Origin of the sequence: Parahaliea mediterranea (assembly GCF_017255185.1) — a bacterium.
Classification (GTDB): Bacteria; Pseudomonadota; Gammaproteobacteria; order Pseudomonadales; family Halieaceae; genus JAFKCZ01.
Window position 1 is genome coordinate 92,192 of record NZ_JAFKCZ010000004.1, and the last position, 16,402, is coordinate 108,593.

A 16,402-nucleotide genomic window follows, 5' to 3' on the forward strand; every position below is an offset into this window, starting at 1 on the left:
TACTCCCACTCTATTCGGCGTAGGCCTTGATGATCTGCTTGCCCAGGGCCATCTGGTGCACCTGGTCGGGGCCGTCCGCCTGGCGGCACCAGCGGGCGTAGTTGAAGGCCTCGGCCATGCAGTAGTCCTCGGTGAGACCGCCGGCGCCGTGCATCTGCATGCAGCGGTCGATAATGGTCTGCACCATTATGGGCACGCTGATCTTGCTGGCGGCGATCAGGTCCATGGCGCCCTTAGGGCCCACCTCGTCCATGCGCTTGCAGGTTTTGAGCACCAGCAGGCGCGCCATCTCGATCTCGGCGAAGGATTTGGCGATGTCCTCCCGTACCGACTGGTGCTGGCTCAATTCGCGGCCGAAGGTGCTGCGCCGGGTGACCCGCTGGCAGGCGAGCTCCAGCGAGCGCTGGGCGGCGCCGATCAGGCGCATGCAGTGGTGGATGCGGCCCGGTCCCAGGCGGCCCTGGGCGATCTCGAAACCCCGGCCCTCGCCCAGCAGCAGGTTTTCCTTCGGCACGCGCACATTCTCGAATACCAGTTCGGCATGGCCGATGGGCGCGTCATCGTAGCCCAGGGTGGTGAGCGGGCGCAGCACCGTGATTCCCGGCGTGCCCTTGGGTACCAGGATTTGTGATTGCTGCTTGTGGCGGCTGGGATTGTCCGGGTCGGACTTGCCCATCACGATGAAGATCTGGCAGCGCTCGTACATGGCGCCGGTGATGAACCATTTGCGGCCGTTAAGCACATAGTCGTCGCCATCGCGGGCGATGCGCAGTTCGATGTTGGTGGCGTCGGAGGAGGCGACCTGGGGCTCGGTCATGGCGTAGGAAGAGCGAATTTCCCCGGCCAGCAGGGGCTTGAGCCAGCGCTCCTGCTGTTCCGGGCTGCCGTATTTCATGAACACTTCCATGTTGCCGGTGTCCGGGGCGTTGCAGTTGAATACCTCCGGGCTCCACAGTACCCGGCCCATCAATTCCGCCAGCGGCGCGTAGTCGAGATTGGACAGGCCGTCGTGGTCGCAAAATTGCGCCAGGGAAGGCGGTACGAACAGGTTCCACAGGCCCTCGGCCCGGGCCTTCGCCTTGAGCTCGTCCATCAGCGGCAGGGCGGCGAAACGGGAGGGGGACTCCGCCAGTTGTCGGACGTAGGCCTCCTCGTTGGGATAGATGTGCCGGTCCATAAAATCGGACAGGGCGGCCTGGTAGTGTCGGGACGCTTCACTGAATTCAAACATGGCGTTCTCCTGGTGTGGTAGACGGTGGGCAAGGGCATGACGCTGCCGGATATGGCGACTATCTTATTATCAGTATAGGCATCACAAAAATTTATTCTTTTGATATATTTGTATTGATATTAGTGATGTCTGTATTGCCCGCCGGAGCCCCGCCATGCGCCTGGACAAGCTCGATTTGAACCTGTTCATCCTGTTCGATGCCTTGTACCAGGAGCGCAGCGTGACCCGCGTCGCCGTGCTCCTCAACCTGACCCAGCCGGCGGTGAGCAACGCCCTGGCGCGTCTGCGCCAGGCCTTCGACGATCCCCTGTTCGTGCGCACCCCGGACGGCATGGCGCCGACGCCGGTGGCCGACAACATCGTCGGCGACGTGCGCGAGGCGCTGGCCCTGCTGCGTCGCAGCGCCGGGGTCAACGCGCGCTTCGATCCCGCGACGTCGGAGAAGACCTTCCGCCTGGGCATGAATGACCTCGCCGAGTTCCTGTTGCTGCCGGGTTTGCGAGCCATTGTCAGCGAACAGGCGCCGCGCCTGTCCATCTCCAGCTACTATGTCAGCCGCGACGGCGCGGCGGAGGAGCTGAAAGCCGGGCGTTCGGATCTGCTGCTGGACGCGCCGGTGTTCAACGCCCGCGGCCTCGAGCAGCAGCGCCTGGGTGAGTTCCCCTATGTGGTGGCGATGCGCCGGGGCCATCCGCTGGCGCGGCGCAAGCTGACGGAAAAGGCCTATCTGCAGGGCGAGCACCTGCACGTGTCGAGCCGGCGCCGGGGGCGGGGGCAGGTGGATATCGCGCTGCACAATCGCGGCGCGCGGCGCCGGGTGGTAATGCGCGTGCAGAATTACCTGGTGGCGGCGCGCATCGCCCAGCAGACCGATCTGTTGTGGACCGTGCCCCGGGTGCTGCTACCGCTGCTGGACCTGGCCTGGCGTCCGCTGCCGTTCGCGGTGGAGCCGCTGGTCTGGCACCTGTTCTGGCACGGCAATGCGGAGGGCGACCCGGCCAGCCGCTGGATGCGGGAGCGTCTGCAACAGTTGGTGACCGGGGTGATGGCCCACTAGCCAAGGGATGCCAGGAGCGCGAACAGCAGGACGAACCAGGTCGCCAGCAGGCCGCACATCAGCGGCCAGTTGACCCGCGACTGTTCGCGCAGGATATTGCGGGCGGTGTCGGTCACGGACGGTCGCGCCTGACCTCCGCTGAACAGCAGGCCGGCGAGCCCGGTGAGCGCGAAGCCTATCGCGTTCCACCACAGCCAGGAAATACCCGGTGCGTAGCGCCACAACAGGGCGTTGCCCGCGATGCCCAGCAGCAGGCCGATGCAGGCGCCGACGCCACTGGCGCGGCGGCTCAACAGGCCCAGGGCGAAAACCGCCAGGATGGGGCCGTTGGCCAGCGAGCCGATCTTGTTGATGGCCTCCAGCACCGTCGGCGCGATATCGCCGACAAAGAAGGACAGGGTGAGGGTGACCACGCCCCAGGCCACGGTGATCAATCGCGACAGCAGCAGCTCCCGCCGCTGACTCAGGGGTTCGCGGCAAAAGCGCACCACGAAATCCTCCATGGTGGTGGCGCTGAGGGAGTTGATCACCGAGTCCAGGGACGACATGGCCGCGGCGAACAGGGCCACCAGGGCCAGGCCCACCAGACCCGGCGGCAGGGTGTCGATCATATAGCGCGGTACGGCGAGGTTGTACTGGGGTTGCCCGCCGTGCAGCGGCAGTCTGGCGAGGAAATCCCCGCTGCCGGCGGCATACACCGCAATGCCCGCACCCACCAGGCAGTACAGTGCCACCAGCGGAAAGCGCAGCAGGCCATTGATCAACAGCGCGCGATTGGTGGTGTCGATATCGCGGGTACACAGCAGGCGCTGTACCTGGCTCTGGTCGCAGCCGTAGTAGGCGAGGTAGAGAAACAGGCCGCCGACCAGCATCGGCCAGAAAGAAAAGGTTTCACCGTCGCCGAAGCCGTGGTGGCCGAAATCGAGGGCCCGGCGCCGGGCCGGGTCCAGGGCGTCGAGCATGTGCGCGAAGCCACCGTTGTCCTGTACCAGCAGCGCCAGCAACAGGCCCAGCACGGCCACCAGGATCGCCATCTGGATCACGTCGCTGTAGATGACCCCGCGGATGCCGCCGAGCACGTCGTATACCACGGTGAACACGCCGAGAATAACCACCGACCAGAAAAAACCGATGCCGAGTATCAGGTCGATGACGATGGCGATACTGAACACGGTCACCGCGGTGGCGAAGGCGCGCGCGAACTGGAACAGGGCGGACAGCAGCAAGCGTGTGCGCAGATCGAAGCGGTGCTCCAGATAGGCGTAGACGGATACCAGTTGCAACTGGCGGAACAGGGGCATCACCAGCAGGATCAGCACGATCATGGCCAGGGGCAGAGCCAGCTCGTACTGCAGCCACACCAGGCCGCCGCCGGCGGCAAAGGCGACGAAGGCCGGGGCCCCGAGGATACTGTTGGTGGAACACTGCGTGGCCATCACCGAGATGGCCACGGGCCAGGCACCCAGTCGCCGCCCGCCCACATAGTAGTCGGCGCGATCGCGTTGGCGCCGGGCCAGCCACAGGGCGAACAGCACGAGGAACACCAGGTAGCCCCCGATCACCAGCCAGTCCAACAGTGCCAATGCGGGGTTCATTGATGCCGCTCGCTGTCATTGGTGATGACGCTTCATGTTATGGAGTTGCCCAGGGAATTGCCAGAATGTCCCCGGGCGGATAATGCAGAACGACGCGCTGTCCTATACTCTTGACTCCGTTGCATGACAGCGATTGCCCACGACTACCAGGACCTGGACCCGACGTGTTGCCGTATTTTTATTCCCGATTCGCTGCGCTGGGCAGCACACTGTTTGCCTGCCTGTTCCTGTTGCAGGGCGCTACTGCCCATGCCCGGGATGGCGTACCCGTCACGGTGGTGGAGGCGCGGCGCATGCCCATCTTCCGGCAAGTGCCCCTGACCGGCACGGTGACTTCCCTGCGCAATGCGCGCCTGTCGCCCGCCACCAGCGGCCTGGTGCAGGCGCTGAACGTGGATGCGGGTTCGCGCGTGGTCGCCGGAGACGTGTTGCTGGCGCTGGATGCGGAACTGGCGGCCCTGCAGCTGGAAAGCGCGCAGGCCCGGGCCGAGCAGTTGCGCAATGCCCTGCAAGACGCCCGCCGCCGCCTCAGCGAGGCGCGGGAGCTGATTCCCCAGCGCAGTATCGCCGAAACCGCGGTGCGGGACCTGGAGGCGGAAGTGGCCGAGGACGAGGCCGCCCTCAGGCAGGCGCAGGCGGAAGCGGGTTATCAGGGCGCGCTGTTGGAGCGCCATAAATTGCGCGCGCCTTTCGACGGCGTGGTCAGCGCCCGCCTCACCGACCTGGGGGAGTGGGTAGCGCCCGGGCAGGCGGTGCTGGAGCTGGTGGCCACTGATACGGTCCGGCTGGACTTCCCGGTGGCGGAGGATTTCCTGCCGGCGATCGAGCGCGGCGGCGAAGTTCGCTACAGCCTCAATGCCAGCCCGGGGGAAACGCATACCGGCACGGTCGCCACGGTGGTGCCGGTGACCGACCCCGGCGCGCGCACCTTTCTGTTGCGGGTGGAGCCGGGGGCCGGCGCGCCCCTGTTGAAACCCGGCATGTCGGTGCGCGCCACCCTGGCCCTGCCCGCCGACCGCGAGGGTCTGGTGGTGCCGCGGGACGCGACCCTGCGCTATCCCGACGGCCGCACCGTGGTGTGGACCGTGCACAGCCGGGACGGGGAGCTGCGTGTGGTGGAAAACCTGGTGGAGCCGGGCCTGCAGTTCGACGGCATGGTGGAAATCCGCGCCGGTCTCGAGCCCGGTACCCGGGTGGTAGTCGAGGGCAACGAGTCCCTGCAGGCGGGCCAGGCGGTGCGGATCCGCGCCACGGCGAGCCGGAGATAGAGTCGTGTTCGAGAAGATCGTTCAGCGCGGTACCCTGACGACGGTCATCACCTTGATCATCTGCGTGCTGGGCGTGGTCGCCGCGCTGCGCATACCCGTGCAGATGATTCCGGACCTGGACGTGCGGGCGATCAGCGTGCGTACCAACTGGCCCGGCGCCACGCCGCAGGACGTGGAGAAGGAAATTCTGATCGAGCAGGAGGAGTACCTGCGCAACCTGCCCAACCTGTCGCGCATCGAGGCCTCCGCCGAGAGCGGTTCGGCGGAGGTGGAGCTGGAATTTCCCTTCGGCACCGATATCACCGAGATGCTGATCCGGGTCAACAATGCCCTCAGCCAGGTGCCGTCCTACCCGGAAAATGTCGACGAGCCGCGGATTTACGCCAACTCCTTCTCCAGTAACAACTTCATGTTTTTCAATGTGACGCCGCTGCCCGGCAACCCGCGGCAACTGGACATGGACCTGATGCGGGATTTCCTTGAGGACAATGTCAAACCGCGGCTGGCGCGCGTGCCCGGGGTGTCCGAGGTCAGCGTCTGGGGCGGCGCCGAGCGCCAGGTGCAGATCCTGATCGATCCGGCGCGCCTGGCCCAGCGCGGCCTGAGTCTGTCCGACGTGCGCAGCGCCATTCGCGGCCGCAACCGCGACCGCTCCGGCGGCGAGATCGAATCCGGTAAACGCCAGTACCTGCTGCGCACGGTGGGCCGCTTCGATTCGGTGGAGGACCTGACCGGCCTGGTACTGGCGCGCCGGGGCGACGCGGTCATCCGCCTGGCCGACGTGGCGCGGGTGCGCCTGGATCACTTCGAGAAGCGGGGTATCTCCACCATCGACGGTCGCGACAGCATCATGATCGCCCTGCGCCGGGAGTCCGGTTCCAACGTGATCGAGATCAAGCGCGCCATCCTCGCCGATCTCGACGCCCTGCGCGGCGAAGTGCTGGAGCCCGCGGGGCTGAGTATGGAGCTGATGTCCGACGACGTGCGCTACGTCGAGGACTCGGTGCGCAACGTATGGCAAAACCTGATTCTCGGCGCGCTGCTGGCCACCGCCGTCATGTACCTCTTCCTGCGCTCTTTTCGCACCACGCTGGTGGGGGTGATCGGCATTCCCATTTGTATCATCGTCGCCTTCCTCGGCCTGCTGCTGGCGGGGCGCACCATCAATGTGATTTCGCTGGCGGGTATCGCCTTCGCCATCGGCATGACCCTCGACAACAGTATCGTGGTATTGGAGAGCATCGAGCTGGAGCGGCGGCGGGGCGCCGACCGCATGCGCGCGGCGATCGAGGGGGTGCGCCAGGTATGGCCGGCGGTATTCGCCTCCACCATGACCACGGTACTGGTGTTCGTGCCGGTGCTTTTCGTCGAGCAGGAAGCGGGCCAGCTGTACTCCGATGTGGCCATGGCCATATCCGCCGCCATCCTCGCTTCCATGCTGGTGGCCATTACCGTATTGCCCACGGCGGCGGCGCGGCTCAGTATCCGGCCCCGGGAGGAGGGCGCGCGGGGCACGGCCGGTGGCGCCGGCCTGCGTATGCGCGAGGCCACGCTGGGCGCGGTGAGTGCGCTGCTGGCCACGCCGGGGCGTCGCTACGGCTGTATCGCGCTGACTTTCCTGCTGAGTTTTGGCGTCATTGCGCTGCTGACACCGCCGGCGGAATACCTGCCCGAGGGCGAGGAGCCCAAGGTGTTCGCCTCGATGATCGCGCCGCCGGGTTACAATCTCCCCGCCATGCAGCAGATTGGCGAAGAGGTCCAGGCCTACCTCCAGCCCCATGTCGGCGCCGATCCCGCCGCTTTCCATGACGGCCAGTCGCCCGTGCCCGCGATGCAGTACCTCAATATGCGCGTGCAGGCGGACAATTTGCGGATCATTTCCGAACCGGTGGACGCCGCGGACATCGAAGCGCTGATGGACGCCCTCAGCGACAAGTACCAGCAGTACCCGGGCATGCGCGCCTTCGCCGCCCGGGGCTCCATTATCACCAGCAACGATGGCGGCACGCGCAGCATCAACCTCGATATCAGCGGCCCGCGACTGGAGGACATCTACCGCGTGGCGCTGGCGGCCTACCGGCGCGCGGAGGACATCTTCGACAATCCGCGTATCCAGAGCCGCCCGTCGTCACTGACCCTGGCGCAGCCGATGGTGGAGATCCGTCCCGACTGGGAGCGCGCCGCCGAATTGGGGCTGACCGCGGACGAACTCGGCTTCACCGTCGCCGCGCTGACCGACGGCAGCTATGTGGACGAGTTTTTCCTGCAGGACGACAAGATCGATATCTACCTCTATTCCGACGTGGGCCAGAGCGCGGAGCTGGACAACCTGGCGCAACTGCCGGTGTACACCCCACGTGGCGCCGTGCTGCCCCTGGGGGCGCTGGTCAATATCGAGGAAACGGTGGACACCGACTCCCTGCGCCGCGTCAACGGCAGCCGCACCGTCACCCTGAACATCATTCCGCCGCGCAGTATTCCCCTGGAAGTGGGCGTGGCGCGGGTCCGGCAAGAGCTGGTGCAATACCTGCGCGAGCGCGGGGAGATACCCAGTGGCGTGAGCATCGACATTTCCGGCGCCGCGGACCAGCTCGACGCCACCCGGGAGGCCCTGGGCAGCAACTACGCCATTGCCCTGTTGATCATCTACCTGCTGATGGTCGCCATCTTCACCCACTGGGGCTACCCGCTGCTGATCATGACTTCCATTCCCCTGGGCATTGCCGGCGGTATCGTCGGCCTGGCCCTGCTCAACGGCGTCGGCAGCCTGCTGCCGCTGGTGGGCCTGGCGCCGGTCGTGCAGCCCTTCGACATGATTTCCATGCTGGGCTTTCTCATCCTCATGGGCACCGTGGTCAACAATCCGATTCTTATCGTCCACCGGGCGGTGGGTAATGTGAAAGCGCAGGGTATGGCGCCGGTGCCCGCGGTGCGGGAGGCGGTGGAGGCCCGCTTGCGGCCGATCGCCATGTCCACCATCACCACGATATGCGGCCTGGCGCCCCTGGTGTTGATCCCGGGGGCGGGTACCGAGTTGTATCGCGGCGTGGGTGCCATCGTGATGTTCGGCATACTCGGCGCGGCGCTGGTGACCCTGACCATGCTGCCCGCGCTGACCGTTATTGTGCTGGAGTTCGGCCAGCGCCGGGCGGCGCGGCGGGCGGTCGTGCCCCAGCCCTGACAGGGGGAGATGTCCGGACGCGGGGGTGATCGTTCGCTGTCGCCGCGATGGTGGCCGGGCTATCGACTAGCCCTGTTTCTGGTAGTCCCGCGGCGTCACGCCCACGTGACGGCTGAACGTGCGCGAGAAAAAGGCCGGGTCGGGGTAGCCCACGGCGGCGCCCACCGCGGCGATGCCCAGAGAGCTGTTGCGCAGCAGATGGGCCGCCTGCGCCATGCGCAGCTCGTCGCGATAGGCCAGCACAGTCTGGCCACACTGTGTCCGGAACAGGCTGGCCAGCCTTGATGCCGATATATTGGCGGCGCGGGCCACCTCTTGTATTTGGAAGTTCTCGCTGTAATGCGCGTCGATGAAGTCCCGGGCGCGCTGGATGCGCGGGTCCAGCCGGGGCCGCGAGTTGGGAGGCAGGCTGGCCCGGCAGCGCAGGATGAGTTGTTCCAGCAGATTGTGGGACAGCTCACCGGCGAGCTTCCGCCCCGATCGCAGGCAGTCCTGTAGTTCACTAAAGGCGGTGGTGATCGCCGGCTCCGCCGACGCCGACAGGCGCAGGTGGCTTATCTGGCCGGAAAAGTGCGGCCAGTCAAGCCAGTCCCGCCAGCGCGGGTGCGCATGAAACACTACCCAATGGTAGCCCCAGTCGGCATGCTCCGGCAGCGCTTGCAGGGTGTACAGCGCTCCGGGCGCCGCCAGCAGGACCTGCCCCGGCTCAATGGCCAGGTCGCGCCCCCCCGCACGCAGGCGCGCGCCACCCCGGTCGCAGTACAGCAGGCTCCAGGCTTGTTCGCTGTGGCTGCCGTAGGCGAATCCACGCTCCAGGCTGGGTGTGTTCCACAGGGCGTAGCCGGCGGTGATGGGGGCCCGGAACAGCAGGTTCGGGTCCAGGTGGGTGAGGTAGTCGCGCAGGAAGGCCTCGGCGTCGGCCTCGCTGAAACCGTCGCGCTCGCACCAGGCCTCGCGCCAATGCGGGACCAGTGCCGCCAGCGGGCTTGAGGCCGGCAGCGTTGCCCCTTGCAGGGTGCGCACGTAATTCATGAAGCTGCGATGGTCCAGCGGCGTGTCCAGCCCTTGGACCCAGGCGCTGGCGCGCTCGATCTGCGCCTCGGGCACGTCCTCCCCGGCGAGAACGCGGTACAGGGCGTTGGCGGTGTGCTGTACGTGGCTCATCGGACGCGGCGACGCAATCGTCCAGGTTTGCTAGGCAGGCTCCATACTAGGCCGGATGCCCGCGCAGGTAAATGAGCTGCCTGGGCGCGGGGGCTGATTAGCCCAGGCTGTCCTCGGCCACGAAGTATTTCGGGTCCTCAATCACGTTCACCTCCACCAGGTCGCCGGCCTTGCGCAGCAGCTTGCGGCACTCCGCGGACAGGTGCACCAGGTGCAGGGTTTTACCGGCGTTGAGGTAGCGCTCGGCCAGGGTGTCGATGGCCTCCAGGCCGGAGTGGTCCGCCACCCGTGAATCGGCGAAGTCGATGATCACGTCGTCGTTGTCCCGCCGCGGGTCGAACTGCTCCAGGAAGGAACTCACCGAGCCGAAAAACAGCGGGCCGTTCACCGCGTACACGGTGGAGCCCTTGTGGTCCTGGCGACTCTCCACCTGGATGTGCTTGGCGTGCTCCCAGGCGAACACCAGGGCGGAGATAATCACCCCGACGATCACCGCCACCGCCAGGTCGGTGGCCACGGTCACCGCCGATACCAGCACCAGTACCAGGGCATCCGAGCGCGGAATCTTGCGCAGCACCCGGAAGGAACTCCACTCGAAGGTGCCGATCACCACGATGAACATAACCCCGGTGAGGGCCGCCAGCGGGATCTGCTCGATCAGCGGCGAGGCCACCAGGATAAACAGCAGCAGCGACAGCGCCGCGGTGATACCCGACAGCCGACCGCGGCCGCCGGAGTTCACGTTGATCATGCTCTGGCCGATCATCGCGCAGCCGCCCATGCCGCCGAAGAAGCCGGTCACGGTATTGGCCACGCCCTGGCCCACGCACTCCTTGTTGCCGCGGCCGCGGGTCTCGGTGATCTCGTCCACCAGGCGCAGGGTGAGCAGTGACTCAATCAGGCCGATGGCCGCCAGGATCACCGCGTAGGGAAAGATAATGCCCAGGGTCTCCAGGTTCAGCGGCACCGAGGGAATGTGGAAGCTGGGCAGGCCGCCCTTGATCGAGGCCACGTCGCCGACCACCCGGGTGTCCAGGTTCAGGCCGATCACCAGCAGGCTCACCGCTACAATGGCCGCCAGCGAGGCGGGCACCGCCCGGGTCAGGCGCGGCAGGAAGTGGATGATGGCCATGGTCAGGAGCACCAGGCCCAGCATCAGGTACATGGCCTCGCCCTGCAGCCAGGCCACGTCCACCACCGAGCCCTCGAGGAAGGTACCCTCGGCCCAGCCGGGTTGGCCCTTCTCGCCAAACTGGCTGAGCTGGGCCAGGAAAATCACGATGGCCAGGCCGTTGACGAAGCCCATCATTACCGGGTGCGGCACCATGCGGATGAATTTGCCCAGGCGCAGGGCGCCGGCGAGAATCTGCAGCAGCCCCATCAGCACCACGGTGGCAAACAGGTATTCCACGCCGTGCTCCGCCACCAGCGACACCATGACCACCGCCAGCGCGCCGGTGGCGCCGGAAATCATGCCCGGCCGGCCGCCGATACAGGCGGTGATCAGGCCCACCATAAAGGCGGCATACAGGCCCACCAGCGGCTCCACGCCGGCGACGAAGGCAAAGGCCACCGCCTCCGGTACCAGGGCCAGGGCGACGGTGAGGCCGGACAGCAGGTCGTTCTTGACGCTGGTGACCCGGCTGGGGCGAATCTCGAACATGGCGCGCTCTCCGCTAGGCACCCGCGCGGGGCAGGTGAAGGGGGTGTCGGAACCTTTCGACCGGGCTGTTGTTATGGGGCGAGAGGGAGGGCGCGCATCATACCCGAGGGCGGACGCGGCCTCAATCGCGGGGGGTGTTGTCCAGGGCCTGTTTGCGCGCCGCCGCCCGCGCCAGCAGGGCGTCCAGGCGCGCCCGGTCGAAGACCTCGCCGCCGCGGATGACCGCGTGGATATCCGCGGTGGCGCGGATATCGGCCAGCGGATTGCGGTTGAGCACCACCAGGTCGGCGCGCCGGCCGGCACTCACGCTGCCGTAGTCCCGCGCCAGTCCCATGAAGCGGGCGCCATTGATGGTCGCCGCCTGCAGGGCGTGCAGCGGGCTGAGGCCGGCCTCGGTGAACAGGGCGAGCTCCTCGTGCAAGGCCGCGGCGGGGTAGACGTAGGTGTTCAGTGCCGCGGAGTCGCTGCCGGCGAGGAGGGTCACGCCGGCGCGCTGCAGGGCCGGCACCTGCGCCGCGACCAGGCGATAGCGGGCCTGGCGGGCCTCGCGCTCGGCGGCGGTCTCGCCAGCCATGCGCTCGATGCGCCACTGGTACTGGGCGGTGAAGTCGCGGGTCAGGTAAGCCAGGAAGGCGTCGTCGTCGTGGTTGGTTTCGTGCAGCCAGGCCAGTTTGCGGCCGCCGATAAGGGTGGGTGTCACCGCGACGCCCGCCGCGGCCAGGCGCCGGTAGGCCGCGTCGGCCGTCGCCTGGTTGAAGCTGTCGTCGTAGGCCGCCCGCGCCTGTTCGGCGCTCATCTCGCCGGCGCGCACCGCGCGCGCGATGCCGGCCTGCCCGGGATGTCCCAGCCGCAGCAGGTAAGTGGCGTGCTCGATGCTCGACAGTCCGGCGCCTGTCAGTTCGAAGATATCCAGCCCCAGGGGCACGTGGCTCGAGACAAGCAAGCCGCGCCGCCGGGCCTCGCGCACTGTTTCCAGGAACAACTCCGGTTGCAGGGTGTTTTCGGTAATCTTGATGAAGTCGACCCCCAGCGCCTGCTGTTCGTCCATGCCGGCGCGTATTTGCGCCGCGGTGCCGACTTCCCGGTCGCCGTCCCACAGGGAGTCGATGCCCTCGAACTTGCGGCCGGCGGTGAAAATGCGTGGCCCCAGGCGCTCGCCATCGGCGACCTCGCCGCGCCATTGCAGCACGGTGCCCGCCAGGTTGCTGGCCGCCTCGCGCACTCCGGTGATGCCGTAGGCCAGGTAAACCGGCAGCAGCAGCGCGTTGTCCTCCACCAGTTCCCGGCCCTCGAAGTGCACATGCATGTCCCACAGGCCGGGGATCAGGTAGCGGCCCTGCAGGTCGAGGCGGTTGTCCGCGGCCTCGGCGTCCGCGGCATCGGGAGCCAGGGAGGCAATGACGCCGTCGCGCAGCAGGACGTCGCCGCGGGTAATGGCGCCGTTTTCGACGTCCACCACCCTGGCGTCGCGCAGTAGCAGGGATTCGGCGCGGGGCGCGGACGAGAGAAACAGTGAAACCAGCAGTAGGGTACAGGCGTATATCAGGCGTGGCATCTTGGAACCGGGTCGAGTGGTGTATAGTCGAAAGGGTCGGGAAGTACAGCCCGGGTGGGGCGGTGAAATCAATGGCCCGATCAGACATGGTACAGGGGCGTGGCAAGTTGGTGAATACACGGTGTGACGACAACTACCGGGCGGGTCTCTGGCCGCTGCCGCCCAGGACACGCACCTCCGCTGGCGGCATGCGGCGGGTGGGGGTGGAAATCGAGTTTGCCGGCCTGGCCATCGAGCGCATCGCCGAGCTGGTGGTGGCGGAGCTGGGCGGCCGGGCCCATGTGATCTCGCCCTACGAACAGCAGGTCGCGGGTACCGTGCTCGGCGATATCGGGCTGGAACTCGACTACAGCTATCTCAAGCGCCTGGGTCGCGAACGGGACCCGACGGCGGAAGTGAACGAGCTCGACCAGTTGGGGGAATCCCTGTTGAAACTGCTGGCCGAGCAGGTGGTGCCCTATGAAATCGTCACCGCGCCGATCGCCATGAGCGGATTGTGGCGGCTGGGGGAGCTGCTCACACGCCTGCGGCTGGCCGGGGCCCGGGGTACCAATCATGCCCCCATCTACGCCTTCGGCCTGCACCTCAACCACGAGATGCCCGACCTGTCCGCGGCGACCATCCTCGCCTACCTGCGCGCCTTCCTCTGCCTTTATGAGTGGCTGCTGGAACGCAGCCATGTCAACTTGAGCCGCCGCCTGACACCCTATATCGACCCTTTCCCCCGGGACTATGTCAAGCGAGTTATCGCCGAGGATTACGCCCCGGACCTGGCCGGCTTGATTGACGACTACCTGCGTTACAACCCGACCCGCAATCGCGCCCTGGACCTGTTGCCGCTGTTCAGCCACATTGACCCCGAGCGGGTGCGCGCGGTGGTGGACGACGACCGGGTGAAGGCGCGGCCCGCATTGCACTACAGGCTGCCCAACTGCCAGGTGGACGAACCCAACTGGAGCCTCGCCAGGCCCTGGCGCGACTGGCTGCAGGTGGAGGTCCTGGCCTGCGATCCGTCGCGCCTGGAGCGCATCCGCCGCGGCTATCGCCGCCACCTGAACGGCCCGGTTGGCGGCCTGTTCCAGGATTGGCCGGAGGCCTGCAGCCGCTGGCTGTTGCCCGAGCTGCTGTGAGCGCGCCGCTGATCGGCGTCACCGGCCCCGACCGCGGCCCGCACCTGGCCTGGTATTTTATCCGCTGGGCGCTGTGGCGGGTGGGCGCGCGGGCGCTGCGCATGACGCCGTCCAGCCCCGGGCAACTCGCCTCGCTGGACGGCATTGTGATCAGCGGCGGCGACGATATCGATCCGGCGCTTTACCTGCCCCACGCGCCGGAGCGCGCGCCGATGGACCCGGAGCGGGATCGCTTCGAGATCGACGCCCTGCGGCATGTGATCGACACCGACATGCCGGTGCTGGGCATTTGCCGCGGGGCGCAGCTGATGAACGTGGTGCTGGGCGGCAACCTGCACACCGACCTGCGCCCGCTGCGCCGGCACACCTCCAACCGCCGCACGCCGCTGGCGCGCAAGACCCTGGCGGTGAGTCGCGGTACCGAACTCCACGCCCTGCTGGGGGAGGACCAAGTGCGCATCAACAGCCTGCATCACCAGGCGATCGATCACCTGGGCGACCACCTGGTGATCTGCGGCCGCGATTTGGACGGCTTCGTGCAGGCCGTGGAAATGCCGGGCCGGCGCTTCCTGTTGGGGGTACAGTGGCATCCGGAGTACCTGCCCTCGCACCGTGGCCAGCTCGGCCTGTTCCGCGCCCTGGTGCAGGCCGCGTCCCATGACAGTCGCCGAATGAGCGGCGGTTCCCCCCACGGCCCGGGGAAATGCTAGAATTGGCGCCACATCATTCAGCAGAGGGTTTCGCGATGGCGACCAACGACTCCGAGTACCACAAGCAGTGCATGCAGCGTTTTATCGACCTGGCCAACACCATGAAGAACGAAGGCGTGCCGACGCGGGTGATTTCCGCGGCGCTGATGACGGCTTCCGGTGTGTACACCACTTACACCGTGGCCGGTAACAGCGGTGGCCTGAACGAGTCCGGCATCGACAAGGTGACTGATGCCTACCGGCAAAACCTGTTGAACATCCAGCAGGCAAAGCGCGAGGAACTGCAGCAAAAACAACAGCAGCAGTAGCCTCCGCGGGACGTCCCTCCCTTCAATTTCACCTCGCGGCACGCGCCGCGAGGCGGCACCAAATCCTATGACCGAACAAGCCCCCGATCTCGACGCGCCCTCGTTGCTCGATCCCGCGGACTGGGAGCGCTTCCGCGCCGACGCCCACGCCGCGCTGGACGTGGCCCTGGACTTCGTGCGCGAGCGACCGTTGCAAGCCGTCTGGCAGGAAATCCCCGAAGCCGTCAAGGCCGTCGACGCGCCGCTGCCCAGGGAGGGGGAGGCGCTGCCGGCCCTGGTGGAGGAATTGCAGCGGGACCTGCTGCCCTACACGCTGGGCAATACCCATCCGCGATTCTGGGGCTGGGTCAACGGTAGCGGCAGCGCCGGCGGGGTGGTGGCGCAGCTGATGATGGGCGCGATCAACGCCAACATGGGCGGGCGCGATCACGCGCCGATCTACCTCGAACGTCAGGTGATCCGCTGGTTGCACCAGCTGTTCGGCATGCCCGCTGGCGCCAGTGGCATTATCTGCACCGGCACCTCCACCGCCACCCTGCTGGGCCTGGCCATCGCCCGGCGGCGGGCGGCCGGCGAGACTGTGCGCCGCGAGGGCAACCGCGCCGCGCAGGGCTTGCGGGTCTATGCCTCCGGGCAGGCCCACGTCTCCGTGGACAAGGCGGTGGAGATGATGGGGCTGGGTACCGATGCCCTGTGTTCGGTGCCGCAGAACGACGACTACAGCATGGACGTGACGGCCCTGGCCGCGTGTATCGAGGCGGATATCCGCAGCGGCCACACACCCTGTGCGGTGGTGTCGACGGTGGGCAGTGTCAATTCCGGCGCCATCGATGACCTGCCCGCCATCAATCGCCTGTGTCGCCAGCACGGGATCTGGCACCACGTGGACGGCGCCTTCGGCGCGCTGTGCGTGCTGTCGGAGGCGTTGCGGCCCCGGCTGGCGGGCATTGAGCAAGCGGACTCCATCGCCTTTGACTTCCACAAGTGGATGCACGTGGGCTATGCCGCGGGCTGCCTGTTGGTGGCCGACGGCGAACTCCACCGGGAGACTTTCCAGACTTCCCACGCCTACCTGCAGGGCGAGCGCCAGGGCATGGCCGGCGGCTCGCCCTGGCCCAATGATTTCGGCATAGAACTGTCGCGGGGCTTCTCGGCGCTGGCGGTGTGGTTTCAGTTGCGGGAAATGGGCACCGCGCGCCTGGGGCGGGCCATCCATCGCAACTGCCTGCAGGCGCAGCGCCTGGGGGAGGCCGTGGCGGCCGAGGGCGAGTTGGAGCTGCTGGCGCCGGTGCCGCTGAATATCGTGTGCTTTCGCTACCGACTGGCGGCGCTGTCCGGGGAGGCCTTGAACCGCCTGAACCGGCGCATCGTGGTCGAGCTGCAGTGCCGGGGCATTGCCGCGCCCTCCAGTACCGAGTTGCGCGGCCGCTCGGCGATCCGCGTGGCCATCACCAACCACCGCACCCGCTGGCGCGACCTGGAGGCGCTGGTGTCGGCAACCCTGGCGCTGGGACGGGAACTGCTGGCGCGCGAGGACTGA

The 16,402-nt window shown here is 67.1% G+C and carries 12 protein-coding genes; 7 read left to right on the plus strand and 5 right to left on the minus strand.

The genetic code is table 11. The features are described 5' to 3' along the window. Positions 1 to 10 precede the first annotated feature (10 nt). Positions 11 to 1,231: an acyl-CoA dehydrogenase family protein gene (locus JYP50_RS05290; protein WP_206559441.1), complete on the minus strand. Its 1,221-nt coding sequence runs from the start codon at positions 1,229 to 1,231 to the stop codon at positions 11 to 13. 154 nt (positions 1,232 to 1,385) lie between these two features. Here JYP50_RS05290 and JYP50_RS05295 point away from each other — a divergent pair, with 154 nt between their 5' ends. Then, positions 1,386 to 2,288: a LysR family transcriptional regulator gene (locus tag JYP50_RS05295; protein ID WP_206559442.1), complete on the plus strand. Its 903-nt coding sequence runs from the start codon at positions 1,386 to 1,388 to the stop codon at positions 2,286 to 2,288. On the opposite strand, the gene JYP50_RS05300 is transcribed toward JYP50_RS05295, so the two are convergent. Then, a complete protein-coding gene (locus JYP50_RS05300) occupies positions 2,285 to 3,883 on the minus strand; it encodes a sodium:solute symporter (RefSeq protein WP_206559443.1) in 1,599 nt (532 codons plus the stop codon). The two genes, JYP50_RS05295 and JYP50_RS05300, sit on opposite strands and share 4 nt — an antisense overlap. A gap of 164 nt (positions 3,884 to 4,047) precedes the next feature. Here JYP50_RS05300 and JYP50_RS05305 point away from each other — a divergent pair, with 164 nt between their 5' ends. Further along, a complete protein-coding gene (locus tag JYP50_RS05305; protein WP_206559444.1) occupies positions 4,048 to 5,151 on the plus strand; it encodes an efflux RND transporter periplasmic adaptor subunit in 1,104 nt (367 codons plus the stop codon). 4 nt (positions 5,152 to 5,155) lie between these two features. Next, complete coding sequence (locus tag JYP50_RS05310; RefSeq protein ID WP_206559445.1) at positions 5,156 to 8,332, plus strand: efflux RND transporter permease subunit; 3,177 nt, start codon at positions 5,156 to 5,158, stop codon at positions 8,330 to 8,332. Between the two features lie 66 nt (positions 8,333 to 8,398). Here the strand turns inward: JYP50_RS05310 and JYP50_RS05315 are convergent, their stop codons facing one another. The 3 genes from JYP50_RS05315 to JYP50_RS05325 all read right to left on the minus strand — a co-directional run bounded on the left by JYP50_RS05315 (position 8,399) and on the right by JYP50_RS05325 (position 12,714). Then, positions 8,399 to 9,496 (minus strand): helix-turn-helix domain-containing protein, encoded by a 1,098-nt coding sequence (locus JYP50_RS05315; protein ID WP_206559446.1) that lies wholly within the window; start codon positions 9,494 to 9,496, stop codon positions 8,399 to 8,401. 97 nt (positions 9,497 to 9,593) lie between these two features. Then, positions 9,594 to 11,159, minus strand: a complete 1,566-nt coding sequence (locus JYP50_RS05320) for a SulP family inorganic anion transporter (RefSeq protein ID WP_206559447.1) — start codon at positions 11,157 to 11,159, stop codon at positions 9,594 to 9,596. A gap of 121 nt (positions 11,160 to 11,280) precedes the next feature. Then, positions 11,281 to 12,714 carry an amidohydrolase family protein gene (locus tag JYP50_RS05325; RefSeq protein WP_206559448.1) on the minus strand — a complete coding sequence of 478 codons (1,434 nt, stop codon included), beginning with the start codon at positions 12,712 to 12,714 and terminating at the stop codon, positions 11,281 to 11,283. A 110-nt stretch (positions 12,715 to 12,824) separates the two neighbouring features. On the opposite strand from JYP50_RS05325, the gene JYP50_RS05330 reads away from it, so the two are divergent. The 4 genes from JYP50_RS05330 to JYP50_RS05345 all read left to right on the plus strand — a co-directional run bounded on the left by JYP50_RS05330 (position 12,825) and on the right by JYP50_RS05345 (position 16,402). After that, complete coding sequence (locus JYP50_RS05330) at positions 12,825 to 13,844, plus strand: amidoligase family protein (protein WP_206559449.1); 1,020 nt, start codon at positions 12,825 to 12,827, stop codon at positions 13,842 to 13,844. Further along, complete coding sequence (locus JYP50_RS05335; RefSeq protein WP_206559450.1) at positions 13,841 to 14,554, plus strand: gamma-glutamyl-gamma-aminobutyrate hydrolase family protein; 714 nt, start codon at positions 13,841 to 13,843, stop codon at positions 14,552 to 14,554. The genes JYP50_RS05330 and JYP50_RS05335 overlap by 4 nt, the downstream gene beginning before the upstream one ends. Positions 14,555 to 14,589: 35 nt before the next feature. Continuing rightward, complete coding sequence (locus JYP50_RS05340; protein WP_206559451.1) at positions 14,590 to 14,862, plus strand: DUF3144 domain-containing protein; 273 nt, start codon at positions 14,590 to 14,592, stop codon at positions 14,860 to 14,862. A 67-nt stretch (positions 14,863 to 14,929) separates the two neighbouring features. Next, complete coding sequence (locus tag JYP50_RS05345; RefSeq protein WP_206559452.1) at positions 14,930 to 16,402, plus strand: pyridoxal phosphate-dependent decarboxylase family protein; 1,473 nt, start codon at positions 14,930 to 14,932, stop codon at positions 16,400 to 16,402.

Bases quoted from the DNA above. Each gene is read 5' to 3' on its own strand.
- JYP50_RS05320 (WP_206559447.1), bottom strand. From the start codon at position 11,159: ATGTTCGAGATTCGCCCCAGCCGGGTCACCAGCGTCAAGAACGACCTG.
- JYP50_RS05345 (WP_206559452.1), top strand. From the start codon at position 14,930: ATGACCGAACAAGCCCCCGATCTCGACGCGCCCTCGTTGCTCGATCCC.
- JYP50_RS05315 (WP_206559446.1), bottom strand. From the start codon at position 9,496: ATGAGCCACGTACAGCACACCGCCAACGCCCTGTACCGCGTTCTCGCC.
- JYP50_RS05295 (WP_206559442.1), top strand. From the start codon at position 1,386: ATGCGCCTGGACAAGCTCGATTTGAACCTGTTCATCCTGTTCGATGCC.
- JYP50_RS05325 (WP_206559448.1), bottom strand. From the start codon at position 12,714: ATGCCACGCCTGATATACGCCTGTACCCTACTGCTGGTTTCACTGTTT.
- JYP50_RS05300 (WP_206559443.1), bottom strand. From the start codon at position 3,883: ATGAACCCCGCATTGGCACTGTTGGACTGGCTGGTGATCGGGGGCTAC.
- JYP50_RS05290 (WP_206559441.1), bottom strand. From the start codon at position 1,231: ATGTTTGAATTCAGTGAAGCGTCCCGACACTACCAGGCCGCCCTGTCC.
- JYP50_RS05340 (WP_206559451.1), top strand. From the start codon at position 14,590: ATGGCGACCAACGACTCCGAGTACCACAAGCAGTGCATGCAGCGTTTT.